The organism is Streptomyces mesophilus, assembly GCF_040300965.1.
GTDB lineage: Bacteria > Actinomycetota > Actinomycetes > Streptomycetales > Streptomycetaceae > Streptomyces > Streptomyces mesophilus_A.
Window position 1 is genome coordinate 1 of the sequence record NZ_JBEPEW010000180.1, and the last position, 14,564, is coordinate 14,564.

Sequence of the window (14,564 nt, forward strand, 5' to 3'; positions counted from 1 at the left end):
CGAAGGCAAGCTGGTGGCGCTCGCACGCCTGGACGCCCTGGGCGCCGAGCCGCTCGCCCGCCAGGTCAGGGCGGAGCTGCGCACGCTCGGCGTGCGGCGCATCCCGCGCGGGCCGCTCGCGGCGACCCGGGAGAATCCCGCGGGGCTCACGGAGCGGCAGCTCCAGGTGCTGCGGCTGATGGTCGAGGGTCTGACGAACCCGCAGATCGCGGACCGGCTCGTGGTGTCGGTGCGGACGGTGGACCACCATGTTTCGGCGGTCCTGGAGAAGCTGGGGACTCCTTCGCGGGGCGAAGCAACTGTGCGGGCACGTGAGTTGGGGCTGACATAGGCAGGTGGCGGGCGCGACCTGGGTGACCCTCACGGATATCGGCGCCCCCACCCCCGTACTAGACAAGTGTGCACCGGACCCAGCCAGGGTTCCGCACCACGGGGGATCACATGCCGAAGACACCGGCGCAAGCCGCACGACAGGAACTGGCCGCACTGAACGGGACGTTGACCGGACCCGACGACCCCGGCTACGACGACGCGCGCGCCGTCTACAACGCGATGATCGATATGCGTCCCGCCCTCATCGCGAGCTGCACGGACACCGACGATGTGCGCCGCGTCATCGGCTTCGCCCGCGACCACCGGCTGCTTCTCGCCGTGCGCGGCGGTGGCCACCACGGCGCCGGGCTCGGCACCTGTGACGACGGGGTGGTCCTCGACCTCTCCCCGCTCAAGGACATCAGCGTCGACCCGGAGGCCCGCACCGTACGCGTCGGCGGCGGCTGCGTATGGGGCGAGGTGGACCGCGCGACCAACGCGCACGGCTTCGCCACACCGAGCGGCATCATCTCCACGACCGGCGTCGGCGGCATCACGCTGGGCGGCGGGCTCGGGCATCTGAGCCGCAAGTACGGCCTGACCATCGACAATCTGCTCGAGGCGGATGTCGTGCTCGCGAGCGGTGAGGCCGTGCGGGCGAGTGCGGACGAGAACAGCGATCTGTACTGGGCGATCCGCGGTGGTGGTGGCAACTTCGGGGTGGTGACGTCGTTCCTGTTCCGGCTGCACGAACTGAGCACCGTCGTCGCGGGCCCGACCTTCTGGCCCGTCGAGCTGGGCACCGAAGTCCTCGCCGCCTACCGGGACTTCCTGCCGTCCGCGCCCCGCGAACTGAACGGCTTCTTCATGTACGGGTCCGTGCCGCCGGCCCCGCCGTTCCCCGAGGCGATCCAGGGCCGCAAGACGGCCGCCGTCGTGTGGTGCTGGGCCGGCGACGACGCCGACGCGGCCGCCCGGGCGATGGCCCCGCTGCTCGACGTCCTGCCCGAACCGCTGCTGCACGGCCCCGCGCCGATGCCGCACCCCGCGCTGCAGTCGGCGTTCGACGGGCTGTATCCGCCCGGCGACCAGTGGTACTGGCGAGCGGACTTCGTCGACCGGATCCCGGACGAGGCGGTCGCGCTGCACGCCAAGTTCGGTGCCGACCTGCCGACGGGGCAGTCAACGATGCACCTGTACCCGATCGACGGCGCCGTCCACGACCACGCTCCGGCGGACACTCCGTGGAGCTATCGCGAGTCGACCTGGGCCTCGGTGTACGCCGGCGTCGACCGCGATCCCGCCAACGCCGAGCTGATCAAGCGCTGGACCGTGGACTACTTCGAGGCGCTGCACCCGTACTCGGCGGGCGGTGCGTACGTGAACATGATGATGGACGAGGGCCAGGAGCGGGTGCGGGCCAGCTACCGGGACAACTATGCGCGGCTGGCCCGGATCAAGGCCGCGTACGACCCGGAGAACCTGTTCCGGCTCAACCAGAACATCCAGCCGGCGCCGCGGCCGCCGTTCGAGGCGCGGCCCTGATCACGAGGAGAGGGAGGGCCCGGGGTGTAACGCATCCCGGGCCCTTCGCCTATGAGCAGGTCCAGCAGGTCCAGCAGGTCCAGCAGGTCCAGCAGGTCCAGCAGGTCCAGCCGGGTACTGCTCGGCCTCCGCTACGGCATGCTGAGCATCCTCGGTCCGGCCCCTCGGGAGTCGGCCCGACCTGGTGGGCGAGGGGCGACGGCTCACGTGGAGTGCGGCGGGTCCGCGGCCGGGGGCTGCAGGAGGTCCGCGATGGTGCCGATCGCCCGGCGAATCGCGGCGTCGGTGACATTGCCGAAACCGAGCACCAGCTGGGCGGGTTCCGTCGCACCGTCCGCGCGGTGGCCGCTCATGCCGTACAGGCCTACCGAGCGGGCCCGGGCTTCCGCGACGACGTGCTGTTCGTCCACGCCGGGTGGCAGTTGGGCGACGGCGTGGAAGCCCGCAGCCAGTCCCGTGAGTTCGACTCCGGGTGCATGCCGGGCGAGGGCCTCGGCGAGAACCTGGTGGCGGGTGGCGTACACCGTTCGCATGCGGCGCAGATGGCGGTCGTAGCGTCCGGATTCGATGAGGCGGGCGAGCGCGAGCTGTTCGAGGGCCGGGGAGCCGCGGTCGGCGAGGTACTTGTCGTGGGCGAGGGCGGCCGTCAGGCGCGGTGGGCAGAGGATCCAGCCCAGGCGCAGGGCAGGGGCGAGGGATTTGCTGACCGAGCCGACCGACGCGACCCGGTCGGGGACCAGGCCCTGCAGGGAGCCGACCGGGCGGCGGTCGTAGCGGAACTCGGCGTCGTAGTCGTCCTCGATGACCAGCGCGTCGGCCGCCTCGGCCCAACGGGCAAGCGCCTGACGGCGGTTCGGGGCGAGGACCACTCCGGTGGGGCTCTGATGGGCGGGCGTGAGGACGACTGCGCGCGCACCGCTCGCCCGCAGGGCCGTCACGTCGATGCCCTGTCCGTCGACGGGGACCGGGACCGGCCGCAGGCCGTTGCGCAACGCGATGGCGTCGCAGTCGCGGTCGCCGGGGTCTTCGAGGGCGACTTCCCTGATTCCTTCGCGGGCAAGGGCGGCGAACAGGAGGTTGGCGGCCTGGGCGAAACCGCTGCAGATCACGGTGTGTTCGGGGTCGGCCGCGGCGCCCCGCACCCTGCGCAGATACGCGGCGAGCACTTCGCGCAGTACGGCGTTTCCGCGGGCGTCGCCGTAGCCGGACGCGGCGACAGGGGCACGGCGGCCGGCTTCGGTGAGGGAGCGGAGCCAGTCGTGCAGCGGGAAACTCGACAGCTCGGGCACGCCGGAGCGGAAGTCGACGTCAAGGGCCGGAGGACGTACGGAGGCTGTGGGCTCGGTACGGGTGGTGGCGCGGGCCGCGACCCGGGTGGCCGAGCCGGGATGGGCGCTGAGATAGCCCTCGGCTTCCAACTGGGCGTAGCACTCCATGACGAGGCCGCGCGAGACGCCGAGGGTGCGCGCCAACTCCCTCGAGGAGGGCAGTCGTTCACCCGCGCCGAGGCGTCCGCTGCGTATCGCATCGCGCAGCTCGCACTGCAACTGGGTGCCGAGAGGCTCGTGTCCGATGCCCCGGTCGAGGCTCAGAACAAGCTCCGGCGGGCGCGAACCGGTCCACTCGACGGGCATGGAATTGGACCTTAGCAGCGGACCGGTCGGCCCCTAGCGTCAAAAGCACAAGGCCGTACCCACCCGCCGTCGGGAGCCCGCCATGAGTACCGAACTCCAGCCGCGTGAGCCCCTGTTGACCCGCCCTCTGGTGATGGCGATGCTCGCCAACTTCGGCGCCATGTCCACCTTCTATCTGCTCCTGTCGGTGATGCCGCTGTACGCCGCCGAAGCGGGCGCCGGTGACGGCGGTGCGGGCCTCGCGACCGGTGTGATGATGCTGGGCACCGTGCTCGCCGAGCTCGCGGTGCCATGGATGCTCGCCCGCCGCGGCTATCGGGCCGTGCTCACACTCGGTCTCTGCCTGCTCGGCCTGCCGCCGCTCACGCTGCTTGTCGTCGACGGCGCGGAGACGGTGCTCGCGGTCTGTCTGGCTCGGGGTGCCGGGCTCGGCATCGCGGTGGTCGCGGGCACCGCGGTCGTCGCCCACCTGGTGCCCGAATCGCGCCGCGGCGAGGGGCTCGGACTCTCCGGCATGCTGTCCAGCGTGCCGTCGATCGCGGCGCTTCCCCTTGGCCTGTGGGCCAGTCAGAAGTACGGCTACGCCCCGGTGCTCCTCGCGGCCGCCGCGCTCGCACTGCTCCCGCTGTTCGCGGTGACCGGCGTGCCCACGTCCAGACCGGAGCGCGGGGTACGCCGCGGCGGTCTCCTCGGCACCCTCACCGGCGGCGGCATCGCCGGGCCCTCGACGGTGTTCTTCGCGGTGACCCTGGCCACCGGCGTCATCATGACCTTCCTGCCGCTGTCCGTCCCGGCGGCGACGGCAGGTCTCCTTCCGGCGGCGCTGCTCGCCCAGTCGGTGGCCACTCCACTGGCCCGCTGGTGGGCGGGCAGGTTCGGCGACCGGCGCAGCCCGTCCGCACTGCTCCTGCCGGCCGTCGTGACCGCCGCCTCAGGTACGGCACTGCTCTGCCGAGCGGGCAGTCCGCTCGCCCTGTTCGCCGGGATGGCGCTGTTCGGCATCGGCTTCGGCCTGGCCCAGAGCGCCTCGCTCGCACTGCTGCTCGCCCGGGTGGAACGCTCCGAGTACAGCAAGGTGAGCGCACTGTGGAACCTGGTCTACGACGGCGGCATGGGCGCGGGTGCGGCGGGCTTCGGCCTGATGGCCGGGCACACCGGCTATCAGGTGGGCTTCCTGCTCACGGCCGTCGTCGTACTGGTGACGGCGGTACCGGCAGTACGGGACACCCGCATCCAGCCTGCCCCGCGGCCGCAGTACAAGTCGCGGCCCTGAATACCGCGAAGGTCCGGGGCGGCCCACGCCCCGGACCCTACTGCTCGGACCGCTCAGCCCGCTCAGCCCGCGAACTCGGCCATCCACGCCTCGACTTCGTCCGCCGAACGCGGCAGACCCGCCGACAGGTTCTCGTGCCCGTCGGCGGTGACGAGCAGATCGTCCTCGATCCGTACGCCGATGCCGCGCCACTCCTCGGGGACGGTGAGGTCGTCCGGCTGGAAGTACAGGCCGGGCTCGACCGTGAGCACCATGCCGGGCTCCAGGACCCCGTCCACGTACTCCTCGCTGCGGGCGTGCGCGCAGTCGTGCACGTCGAGGCCGAGCATGTGGCCGGTGCCGGCCATCGTGAAGCGACGCTGCAGACCGAGCTCGTACGCGCGCTCCGCCGGGCCCTCGACGAAGCCCCACTCGACGAGCCGGGCCGCGAGATGGCGCTGTGCCGCCTCGTGGAAGTCGCGGTAGGCGGCGCCCGGCTTGACCGCCGCGAAGCCGGCCTCCTGCGCCTCGTACACCGCGTCGTAGACCTTGCGCTGCGCCGGCGTGAACGTGCCGCTGATCGGCAGGGTGCGGGTCACGTCGGCGGTGTAGAGGGTGCGCGACTCGACCCCGGCGTCGAGCAGGAGCAGCTCGCCCGGGCGCACCGGGCCGTCGTTGTCCGTCCAGTGCATGATCGTGGCGTGCTCGCCTGCGGCGCAGATCGAGCCGTACCCGACGTGGTTGCCTTCGAGCCGGGCGCGGCGGTAGAAGGTGCCCTCGATCCAGCGCTCGGACGTGGCCACCGCCGTCGACAGTTCGCCGACCACATCGGTGAAGCCGCGGACCGTGGAGTCCACGGCGGCGCGCATCTCGCCGATCTCCCACGCGTCCTTGACGAGCCGGAGCTCGCTGAGCGCCTCCTCCAGGTCCGCGTCGCGCTCCTCGTCGGTGGTGACGGCAGCCTCGAGGGCCGGGTCGAGCCCGCGGACGATCCGGGTCGGCACGCCGGAGGAAGCGGCCAGGTCCTCGGCCGCGGTACGGACGTCACGGCAGGCCAGGCCGAGTACGCGCTCGGACTCGGCGAGTGAGCGGCGGCGGCCCATCCACAGTTCGGCGGTGTACCCGATCCAGAACTCGTCGTTGTCCCGTCCGTCGCGCGGCAGTTGATAGCAGTAGGCGTCGTGGCCGCCGTCCGCGCGGGGTTCGAGGACGAGGGCGCCGTCGCGGGCCTGGTCGCCGGTCATGTGCACATAGCCCGTGTAGGGCCGGAACGGGTAAGTGTCGTCGTTCGAGCGGGTCTTGAGGTTCCCGGACGGGATCACCAGACGCTCGCCGGGGAAGCGCGCGGAGAGCGCGGCGCGACGGCGGGCGGCGTACGGAGCCTGCGCGTCGGGTTCCAGGTCGTGCCGTTCGGTGTCCGCCCACCCCGTACGCATCAGAGCGGAGAGTTCCGCGGAGATCCCTGTGTAGAGACCGTTCTTCCGGCGCTTCGCCACGTCGTCCACCTTTTCTGCGTCCGCACTGGTCCTCTTCCGTCGGCGAAGGTAACCGGCGTCCCGGGCGCATGGTGCCCGGTGGTGCCAGTGGCACAGATCGGCCAAGGCCGTGTCCCGTACCGTCGATAATGCTGCGTATGACGACGAACGAACGCCGCCCATGACGACGAAGGAGCGGCGCGTATGACGCCCGCGAAACTCGGCCGGGCTCTGCGTTCCCTGGGGCTCGACGACGCGGCGGCCCGGCTCTATCTGGCGCTGCTCGATGTCGCCCCGGCCCCGCTGGGCGAGGTGGGACGGGCAGCGGATCTGGACGGCGGCGAGCTGACCCGTGCGTACGACGGTCTTGTCGACGCGGGTCTGGCGAGCGCGGCCGCCCAGGGTGCGGACGTGGTGGCGCCGGTGCCGCCGGGCGCGGGTCTCGAGATCCTCGCGCGGCACCGGGCCGCCGAGGTCGAGGAGTCGCGGATCGCCGTCGGCGGCGCCTTCGAGTCCTTCCGGCGGCAGCGGCTCGCGGCGTACAACGACGATCTCGTCGAGGTCGTCACCGGCGACGCGATCGGGCCGCGGATCCGGCAGGCCTGGGCGAGCGCCCGGACGCAGATCCGGCAGTTCGAGTCACCGCCGTACTTCCCGCTGCCGGGCGCCACCGACGACGCGCTGGCCACGCTCGCGCGCGGGGTGACCCAGCGGGTCGTCTACTCGCGGGCGTCGCTCGAGCATCCAGGTCATCTCACGGAAGTGATCGAGCCGTGCGTGAAGGCCGGCGAACAGGCCCGGGTGCTGCCCTCGGTGCCGGTCAAGCTCGTGATCATCGACGAGGCGTACGCGCTGGTCTCGCTGTCGATCAAAGAGGCCGATGTGCACAACACGATGCTGGTGGTGCAGCCGTGCGGACTGCTCTCGGCGCTGATGGCGCTGTTCGAGCAGTCCTGGCACAACGCCCTGCCGTTCCACGGCCGCACCACCCGCCCCGGCGGTCTGCCGCCCGCAGACCGCCGGCTGCTCTGGCTCCTCGCGAGCGGCGCGAGTGACGAGGTCATCGCCCGCGAACTCGGCATCAGCCGCCGCACTCTCTTCCGCCGTCTGCAGATCCTGATGGCGCAGCTGGGCGCGGCGAACCGCTTCCAGATGGCGTTGCAGGCGCAGCGCCACGGGTGGCTGTGACCAGGAATTGCCGCAGACCTGGTGCTAGTCCTTGTCGTTGGCCTTGTCGTTGGCCTTGTCCTTGCCCTTGTTCTCCTTGCCCTCCCGGTGCCGCGTCCCCGGCAGCATCTCCTGGACCTTGGCCTTGAAGCCCTGCCGGATCATCCCGGTGCGGTCGCTGTCGCCCTTGAGGATCGAGACGGCGGCCGCCTCGATCTGGTCGAGCGTCGCGTGCGGCGGGATCGGCGGTACGGCGGGGTCGGTGCGGAAGTCGAGGACGTACGGGCGGTCGGCGGCCAGCGCGTGCTGCCAGGCGCCCTCCACGTCGGCGGCCTTCTCGATCCGGGCTCCGGACAGGCCGAGCGAGCGCGCGAAGTCCGCGTAGGCGACGTCCGGCAGCGACTGCGAGGGCAGGAACTGCGGAGCGCCGGTCATCGCACGCATCTCCCAGGTGACCTGGTTCAGATCCTGGTTGTTGAGGACCGCGACGATCAGCCGGGGGTCGCTCCACTGCTCCCAGTACTTGGCGACGGTGATGAGTTCGGCGAGCCCGTTCATCTGCATCGCACCGTCGCCGACCAGGGCGATGGCCGGGCGGTCCGGATGCGCGAACTTGGCGCCGATCACGTACGGGACGCCGCAGCCCATGGTCGCGAGGGTGCCGGAGAGCGAGCCGCGCATCGAGCCGCGCAGCCTCAGGTGGCGGGCGTACCAGTTCGCGGCCGATCCCGAGTCGGCGGCGAGGATCACGTCGTCGGGCAGCAGGTGGTCGAGGGCGTGCACGACGTACTCGGGGTTGACCGGGTCGGCCTCCACGGCGGCACGCCGCTCCATCACCTGCAACCAGCGGGCCGTGTCCTTCTCGATCTTCTTGCGCCACTTCCCGGGCTTCTTGCGTTCGAGCAGCGGCAGCAGCCGGTCGAGGGTCGCGCGGGCGTCACCGACCAGGTTGAGCTCGAAGGGGTAGCGCAGTCCGACCATGAACGGGTCGATGTCGATCTGGACGGCCCGCGCCTGCCCGAACTCCGGCAGGAACTGGCTGTACGGGAAGCTCGATCCGATCACGAGCAGGGTGTCGCAGTCCTGCATCAGCTCATAGCTGGGCCGGGTGCCGAGCAGTCCGATGGAGCCGGTGACGTACGGCAGATCGTCGGGCAGCGCGTCCTTGCCGAGCAGCGCCTTGGCCACACCGGCCTGAAGGACGTCCGCCAGCTCCTTCACCTGGTCCTGGGCGCCGCGCGCGCCCTGGCCGATGAGGACGGCGACCTTCTCGCCCGCGTTGAGGATCTCGGCCGCCGCGGCCAGTTCGCCCTCGGCGGGTACGGGCGCGAAGTGCGGCATGCCCAGGCTGGACGGGACCATCTTGAAGGCGTGCTCGGGCGCCTCGTACTCCAGTTCCTGGACATCGGCCGGGACGATCAGCGCGGTCACCGTGCGTTTGGCCTGAGCGGTGCGGAGCGCACGGTCGATGGCGTTGGGCAGCTGCTGCGGGACGGTGATCATCTCGCAGTAGTCGCCTGCGACGTCCTTGAAGAGGTTCAGGAGGTCGACTTCCTGCTGGTACGAGCCGCCCATCGCGCTCCGGTTGGTCTGCCCCACGATCGCGACGACCGGCACGTGGTCGAGCTTCGCGTCGTAGAGGCCGTTGAGCAGATGGATGGCCCCGGGGCCCGAGGTCGCCGCGCACACCCCGACCTTGCCGGTGAACTTGGCGTATCCGACCGCTTCGAACGCGGACATCTCCTCGTGCCGGGACTGGATGAACACGGGCCGGTTGTCGGCGCGCCCCCAGGCGGCGAGCAGTCCGTTGATGCCGTCTCCCGGGTAGGCGAAGACATGCTCGACGTCCCAGGCGCGCAGTCGCTGGAGGATGTGGTCGGAGACCTTGGTGGACACGGCGGAACCTTTCGTGAGGAGAGGGCGGGGTCTGCGAGGTCAGTGACGGTCCGAGGTGCGCCCGCGTGCGAGGCGGTGGCCGGCGAGGGCGCCGGCGCTGCCGGGCGCGAGCGTCGTGACCGCGGGCGCCGTACAGGCGGCGGCAGTCGGCGTGCGGGCAGCGTCAGGTAATGCGCGGGCGGCGTCGGACGACGCGCTGGTCGTGCCGGCCGTGCTCGAAGCCGGAGTTCCCGGCGAGGCCGCAGCATCCTGTGTCCAGGATATCGGCGCCGATCCCGGCCCGCTCCGTGAGCTGCTGGTCAGGGGCGTCGCCGAGGGCGGAGTGCGGGTGGCGGCGGATCCGCACGGTGGCCTTCCGGGCGAGCCGGGGCCGCCGCCGCGGTTGGGGGCCTCGGCCATGACCTCAAGCCTTTCGTGGGGGACGTCGTCGCCGGTTACCCTGCGGCGCGCGCCTCACACACCGGCATATTCACCGCCTTTCGGGGTACTCGCCTGCGCATGCGAACCGGGGTGATCGACGTGGGGTCCAACACGGTGCGGCTGATGGTCGCGGACGTGGAGGGCGGTGCACCGCTGCCGGTGCACACGGCCAAGGTGCGGCTGCGCCTGGCCGAACAGCTGGGAGAGAGCAGGGAGTTGCCGCCCACCGCGCTGGCGGCACTGACCGAGGCAGTGGCATCGGTGCGGGAACAGAGCGAACGCTGGGGCGCGCCCGAGCCGTTCGCCTTCGCAACAGCGGTGGTGCGCGACGCGCCCAACCGGGACGAGGTGCTGCAGGCCGTGGGGCAGGAGACCGGGATACGGCTGCATGTGCTGCCGGGCGAGGTCGAGGCGGAGCTGACCTTCCTGGGCGCCCGCCGGTGGATGGGCTGGCGGGCGGGGCCGCTTGCGATGCTCGACATCGGGGGCGGCTCCCTCGAAGTGGCCGTGGGGCGTGGCCGGTTGCCCGAGTTCGCGGTGTCGCTGCCGCTGGGGGCGGGACGGCTGACCCGCGAGTACTGCAACAACTCGGACGATCCGCCCCCGAAGAAGGCCCTGCGGGCGATGCGCCGCGCCGTGCGCCATCAGCTGCGCGATGTGGCCGCCCGGGTGCGCTGGGAGTCGCCGCGCACGAGCGTCGCCGCGTCCCGTACGTTCCAGCAGCTGGCCCGGCTGTGCGGGGCGCCACCCGGCCGCCATGGCCCCTTCACTCCACGGGAGTTGAGCCGGGACGACCTTGCCGTCGCGGTCAAGCGGCTGGCTTCCCTGCCGGCTTCGGGCCGCGCAAAGCTGCGCGGCATCTCGGCCGCGCGCGCCAAACAGTCGCTCGCGGGAGCGCTGGTCGCCCACACGGTGATGGAGCTGACCGGGATCTCGACGGTGACGATCTCCCCCTGGGCCGTACGGGAAGGGATCCTGCTGCGGCAGATGGAGGACGGGGCCGGGTGGTGGCCGGCCCCGTCGGACCTGGAACTCGAGGAAGCCGTGCCGCGACCGGCCGAGTTGAGGGTGGCGCTGCCGAGCTGAACGGGGCGTGCTGCCGAGCCGAGGCGCGCGTCGGCGAGGTGGCCCGGCGCGCGAAAATGATCGTGTCACCGTGCTGCGGCTGGGTACCCGGCGAGGACCGCTGAGGGCGATCCCTCACACCCTCTCTTGGAGCACGACATGGATCTCGCTTATCTGAACCCGCTGTTCGCGCGTCCGGGCCCCTGGGCCTCGGTGTACGCCGACACCTCGCGCCATACGGAGTCCACCGCGAACGACCGCCGCGTCGAAGCCCAGGCAGCGGTCCGCACCCTGGCGGCGCAGGGTGCGGACGAGCCCACCTGCCGCGCCGTAGGGGCGGCCGTCGAAGCGCTGGGAGACCAGCACACAGCCGCCGGGCGGGCGATCTTCGCCACCGGAGGGGAGGTCGTCCTCGACCCGCCGCTCCTTTCGCCGCCGGCCGGCGATCAGGTCCACTGGGGTGTACTGCCCCGGGTCGCGCCGCTGGTCGAGCTCAACGGCGAGGACCTGGTCTGCCTGGTCGCGTACATCGACCGCAAGGGCGCCGACTTCGAACTGCGCGGCCCGTCCGGCGCGCGCTTCAGCGGGGAGATCGCGGGCCAGGACTGGCCGCTGCACCGCACCCCGACGGGCGACTGGTCCGAACGGCACTTCCAGACGAAGGTCGAGAACACCTGGAAGGAGAACGCGGGCCTGACCGCGCAGGCGCTCGCCGCCCACCACGAGGAGACCCGTGCCGACCTGGTGATCCTCGTCGGCGGTGAGCGTGAACGGCGCGCCGTGTACGACGCGCTGCCGCAGCAGCTGCGCGAGCGGGCCGTCGAGTCCGGGCACGGCGGACGTGCGGCCGGTGCGGACACGCGGCTGCTCGACGAGGACGTACAGCGCGCCATGGCCGCGTACGAACAGGGCCGTGTCGCCGCGGACCTGGAGCGCTTCGAGGCCGGCCGGGGCCGGCACGGCGGTCCGCAGGCGGCCGCCGAGGGAGTGCCCGCGCTCGTCGAAGCCGCGCGTGAACACCGCATCGCCGAGCTTCTGTTGGAGCCCACCGGACCGGATCTCCATCGCACCGTCTGGGTGGGGCCCGACCCCGACCAGCTGGCCGTGCGCCGCTCCGATGTGCCGTATCTGGGCGAACGCCGGCCCGAGCCGGCCCGCGCCGACGACGCGCTCCTGCGCTCGGCCGCGGCGACCGGGGCCGAGGCGCTCGCGGTGCCGGCGCCGAACGGCCCGGCGGGCGGGCTCGGCGCGCTGCTGCGGTGGGCCTGACCACAGGTTTCCCGGACCGGGCGGAAGGTACCCGGCTGTCATCCACCCGGAGGTGAGACATGGCCGAGTACGGCTACTTCCTGGCGACCGAGGAGTTCGGACCCGCGGAGCTCGTCGAGCAGGCGCGGATGGCCGAGCAGGCGGGGTTCGAGTCCCTGTGGATCTCCGACCACTTCCATCCGTGGAACTCGGCGCAGGGCCAGAGCCCGTTCGTCTGGTCGGTGATCGGTGCGCTCGCGGAGGCCGTCTCGCTGCCGATCGGTACCGCGGTGACCTGTCCGACGCTGCGGATTCATCCGGCGGTGGTCGCGCAGGCCGCGGCGACGAGCGCGGTGATGACGGGCGGCCGGTTCCGCCTCGGTGTCGGCTCCGGCGAGGCGCTCAACGAGCATATTCTCGGCACCCGTTGGCCGCCCACGCATGTCCGTCTCGACATGCTGGAAGAGGCGGTCCAGGTGATGCGGCAGCTGTTCACCGGCGAGGAGATCAACCACTACGGCAAGCACTACACCGTGGAGAACGCCCGCCTGTACACCGTGCCCGACGAACCCGTGCCGATCGACATCTCCGGGTTCGGCTCCAAGGCCACGTCCCTGGCCTCACGCGTGGGTGACGGCTACATCACGATGACGCCCGATCCGGCGCTCGTGACCCGGTTCCGCAAGGGCGGGGGCGGCTCGAAGCCCGTCAGCGGCGGTCTGAAGGTCTGTTACGGAGCGGACCGCGACGAGGCCGTACGCACCGTGCGACGCCTGTGGGCGAACCAGCTGCTGCCCGGCGAGATGGGCCAGATCCTTCCCTCGCCCCGCCACTTCGAACAGCTGGAACCGCTGATCACCGAGGAGCAGGTGGCGGACGCGATGGTCTGCGGCGACGACGTGGACGCGCATGTCGCCGGCTTGTCGGCCTTCGCGGAGGCGGGCTTCGACCGGGTGTACGTGAATCAGATCGGGCCGGATCAGCGGGGGTTCTTCGACTTCTACCGGACGAAGGTGCTGCCGCAGCTGCAGGGAGGGTGATCCGTGGCCGCAGCCGGCTGAGGGTCCGCCTTGTGGACCAGGCCCTCAGCCGGCTGCGGCGATCCGGTCGAGCAGTTCGGCGAGCAGACCACGCTCCCCCGCCGTCAGGACGTCGGTCCGCGGCAGCCGCCGAGAGCTACAAGGCGACGATGACGCGGTACGGGATGAGCGACGCCTGGGCGCAGGGCCTGGTCGGCATGGCAGCCGCACAGAGCGACGGCATCGACGACGGCGAGGGGGCGTCGGCCCGGATGCATCGAGAGGCGCATCCTCAGGGCCTGACGGACGCGGCCCTGCGGCCGGCGGCCACCAGCGCCCCGACCGCCGCCGCCACGGCCAGCCGGTTCCGCTGCCGCGAGAACCAGGCCTGTGCGCTCCTGCTCCTCGCCTCCTCGTCGAAGCGCCCGTGCGCTCCGGCGTCGGGCCCTCCGGGCCCGTCGGCCGGCGACCACAGATTGCCGAACGTGTAGCCGCCCTCCTCCTCGTGCTGCGCGGCGTACGCGGTGCGCGCGAGGTAGCGGTCGAGCAGGCCGGGGACCACGGCGTTGACGATCAGAGTCGCCGCCGTGGAACCACCGGTCCAGTACTCGCGCCGCCGCGGGTGCGCCGCCGCGTGTACGACGGCACGCGCGGCGGTCTCCGGCTGGTACACGGGCGCGACGGGGCGCGAGCGGCCGGGCATACGGCTGATCACCCAGTCGAACTGCGGGGTGTTGACCGCGGGCAGCTGCACCATCGTGGTGCGCACATGGCTGCCGTGGTGCAGAAGTTCGCAGCGCAGCGACTCGTTGAACCCCTGGATGGCGTGCTTGGCTCCGCAGTACGCCGACTGCAAGGGGATCCCCCGGTACGCGAGGGCCGAACCGACCTGCACGATCGTGCCGTGGTCACGCGGCAGCATCCGGCGCAGGGCGGCACGGGTGCCGAACACACAGCCCAGATACGTGACTTCGGTGACGCGGCGGAATTCCTCGGGGGTGATCTCGGGGAAGGGCGCGAAGATGCCGGCGAAGGCGTTGTTCACCCAGATGTCGACCGGTCCGAACGCGTCCTCGATCCGCTCGGCCGCCGCCTCGAGCGCTTTGGCGTCTGAGACGTCCGCGGGGACGGGCAGCGCCTTGCCGCCGGCCTCGTGTATCTCCTCGGCCACCGCCGCGAGCCCCGCGCGTCCGCGCGCGATCAGCGCGACCCGGTCGCCCCGGGCGCCGAAGGCGCGCGCGACGGCCCGTCCCACTCCGGCGCTCGCTCCGGTCACGACCACGGTCCTGCGCCGGTGCAACGTCTTCATTCCGCATCCCGCCTCAGCTGTCGCCTGCCCGACCGCGCGCGCGGGAGTGCGCGCCAGCGATCGCTCCGAGCGGCCGCCACGTGCTGAAGGGACCGGGTTGCGGCCGCAAGCGCCGCCGTCCCTCGCCGGGGCCCCGGCCGCCCCCCCCCAACCATTTGCCCGCCGCCCGCCCCCCCGGGTAACCCCCCCCCCGCCCCAAACCCCACAACGGGAGAGCGGCGG

General features: G+C 72.0%; 12 protein-coding genes. 7 read left to right on the forward strand and 5 right to left on the reverse strand.

Annotated elements, in window-relative coordinates; genetic code table 11:
• Together ABT367_RS36625 and ABT367_RS36630 are read left to right on the forward strand one after the other, a co-directional pair.
• Positions 1-331, forward strand: a 331-nt coding sequence (locus ABT367_RS36625) for a response regulator transcription factor (RefSeq protein ID WP_352257652.1), incomplete at its 5' end; no start/stop codon positions are given.
• Positions 332-441: 110 nt separating this feature from the next.
• A complete protein-coding gene (locus ABT367_RS36630) occupies positions 442-1,857 on the forward strand; it encodes an FAD-binding oxidoreductase (RefSeq protein ID WP_352257654.1) in 1,416 nt (471 codons plus the stop codon).
• Between the two features lie 203 nt (positions 1,858-2,060).
• On the opposite strand, the gene ABT367_RS36635 is transcribed toward ABT367_RS36630, so the two are convergent.
• The gene (locus ABT367_RS36635) at positions 2,061-3,491 is read right to left on the reverse strand and encodes a PLP-dependent aminotransferase family protein (protein ID WP_352257656.1); all 1,431 of its coding nucleotides are present in this window, start codon (positions 3,489-3,491) and stop codon (positions 2,061-2,063) included.
• An 82-nt stretch (positions 3,492-3,573) separates the two neighbouring features.
• On the opposite strand from ABT367_RS36635, the gene ABT367_RS36640 reads away from it, so the two are divergent.
• On the forward strand, positions 3,574-4,764 hold the full coding sequence (locus ABT367_RS36640) for an MFS transporter (RefSeq protein ID WP_352257658.1): 1,191 nt from the start codon (positions 3,574-3,576) through the stop codon (positions 4,762-4,764).
• A gap of 62 nt (positions 4,765-4,826) precedes the next feature.
• Here the strand turns inward: ABT367_RS36640 and ABT367_RS36645 are convergent, their stop codons facing one another.
• Positions 4,827-6,239, reverse strand: coding sequence for an aminopeptidase P family protein (locus ABT367_RS36645; protein ID WP_352257660.1), 1,413 nt, complete (start codon positions 6,237-6,239; stop codon positions 4,827-4,829).
• A gap of 183 nt (positions 6,240-6,422) precedes the next feature.
• Here ABT367_RS36645 and ABT367_RS36650 point away from each other — a divergent pair, with 183 nt between their 5' ends.
• Positions 6,423-7,406: a helix-turn-helix transcriptional regulator gene (locus tag ABT367_RS36650; protein ID WP_352257662.1), complete on the forward strand. Its 984-nt coding sequence runs from the start codon at positions 6,423-6,425 to the stop codon at positions 7,404-7,406.
• A 24-nt stretch (positions 7,407-7,430) separates the two neighbouring features.
• Here ABT367_RS36650 and ABT367_RS36655 read toward each other — a convergent pair whose 3' ends face one another.
• Both ABT367_RS36655 and ABT367_RS36660 read right to left on the reverse strand, forming a co-directional pair.
• A complete protein-coding gene (locus ABT367_RS36655; RefSeq protein WP_352257664.1) occupies positions 7,431-9,281 on the reverse strand; it encodes a thiamine pyrophosphate-requiring protein in 1,851 nt (616 codons plus the stop codon).
• A 163-nt stretch (positions 9,282-9,444) separates the two neighbouring features.
• The gene (locus ABT367_RS36660; RefSeq protein WP_352257666.1) at positions 9,445-9,627 is read right to left on the reverse strand and encodes a hypothetical protein; all 183 of its coding nucleotides are present in this window, start codon (positions 9,625-9,627) and stop codon (positions 9,445-9,447) included.
• A gap of 152 nt (positions 9,628-9,779) precedes the next feature.
• Between ABT367_RS36660 and ABT367_RS36665 the strand changes: the two genes are divergently transcribed.
• From ABT367_RS36665 to ABT367_RS36675, 3 genes are all read left to right on the forward strand, one after another.
• Positions 9,780-10,787 (forward strand): Ppx/GppA phosphatase family protein, encoded by a 1,008-nt coding sequence (locus ABT367_RS36665; RefSeq protein WP_352257668.1) that lies wholly within the window; start codon positions 9,780-9,782, stop codon positions 10,785-10,787.
• 138 nt (positions 10,788-10,925) lie between these two features.
• Positions 10,926-12,035, forward strand: a complete 1,110-nt coding sequence (locus tag ABT367_RS36670) for a Vms1/Ankzf1 family peptidyl-tRNA hydrolase (protein WP_352257670.1) — start codon at positions 10,926-10,928, stop codon at positions 12,033-12,035.
• Positions 12,036-12,094: 59 nt separating this feature from the next.
• Positions 12,095-13,054, forward strand: coding sequence for an LLM class F420-dependent oxidoreductase (locus ABT367_RS36675; RefSeq protein WP_352257672.1), 960 nt, complete (start codon positions 12,095-12,097; stop codon positions 13,052-13,054).
• A gap of 271 nt (positions 13,055-13,325) precedes the next feature.
• Here ABT367_RS36675 and ABT367_RS36680 read toward each other — a convergent pair whose 3' ends face one another.
• A complete protein-coding gene (locus tag ABT367_RS36680; protein ID WP_352257674.1) occupies positions 13,326-14,342 on the reverse strand; it encodes an SDR family oxidoreductase in 1,017 nt (338 codons plus the stop codon).
• Positions 14,343-14,564 lie beyond the last annotated feature (222 nt).

Coding starts and splice junctions, on each gene's coding strand:
- ABT367_RS36630 (WP_352257654.1), top strand. CDS start 442: ATGCCGAAGACACCGGCGCAAGCCGCACGACAGGAACTGGCCGCACTG.
- ABT367_RS36635 (WP_352257656.1), bottom strand. CDS start 3,491: ATGCCCGTCGAGTGGACCGGTTCGCGCCCGCCGGAGCTTGTTCTGAGC.
- ABT367_RS36640 (WP_352257658.1), top strand. CDS start 3,574: ATGAGTACCGAACTCCAGCCGCGTGAGCCCCTGTTGACCCGCCCTCTG.
- ABT367_RS36650 (WP_352257662.1), top strand. CDS start 6,423: ATGACGCCCGCGAAACTCGGCCGGGCTCTGCGTTCCCTGGGGCTCGAC.
- ABT367_RS36665 (WP_352257668.1), top strand. CDS start 9,780: ATGCGAACCGGGGTGATCGACGTGGGGTCCAACACGGTGCGGCTGATG.
- ABT367_RS36670 (WP_352257670.1), top strand. CDS start 10,926: ATGGATCTCGCTTATCTGAACCCGCTGTTCGCGCGTCCGGGCCCCTGG.
- ABT367_RS36675 (WP_352257672.1), top strand. CDS start 12,095: ATGGCCGAGTACGGCTACTTCCTGGCGACCGAGGAGTTCGGACCCGCG.
- ABT367_RS36680 (WP_352257674.1), bottom strand. CDS start 14,342: ATGAAGACGTTGCACCGGCGCAGGACCGTGGTCGTGACCGGAGCGAGC.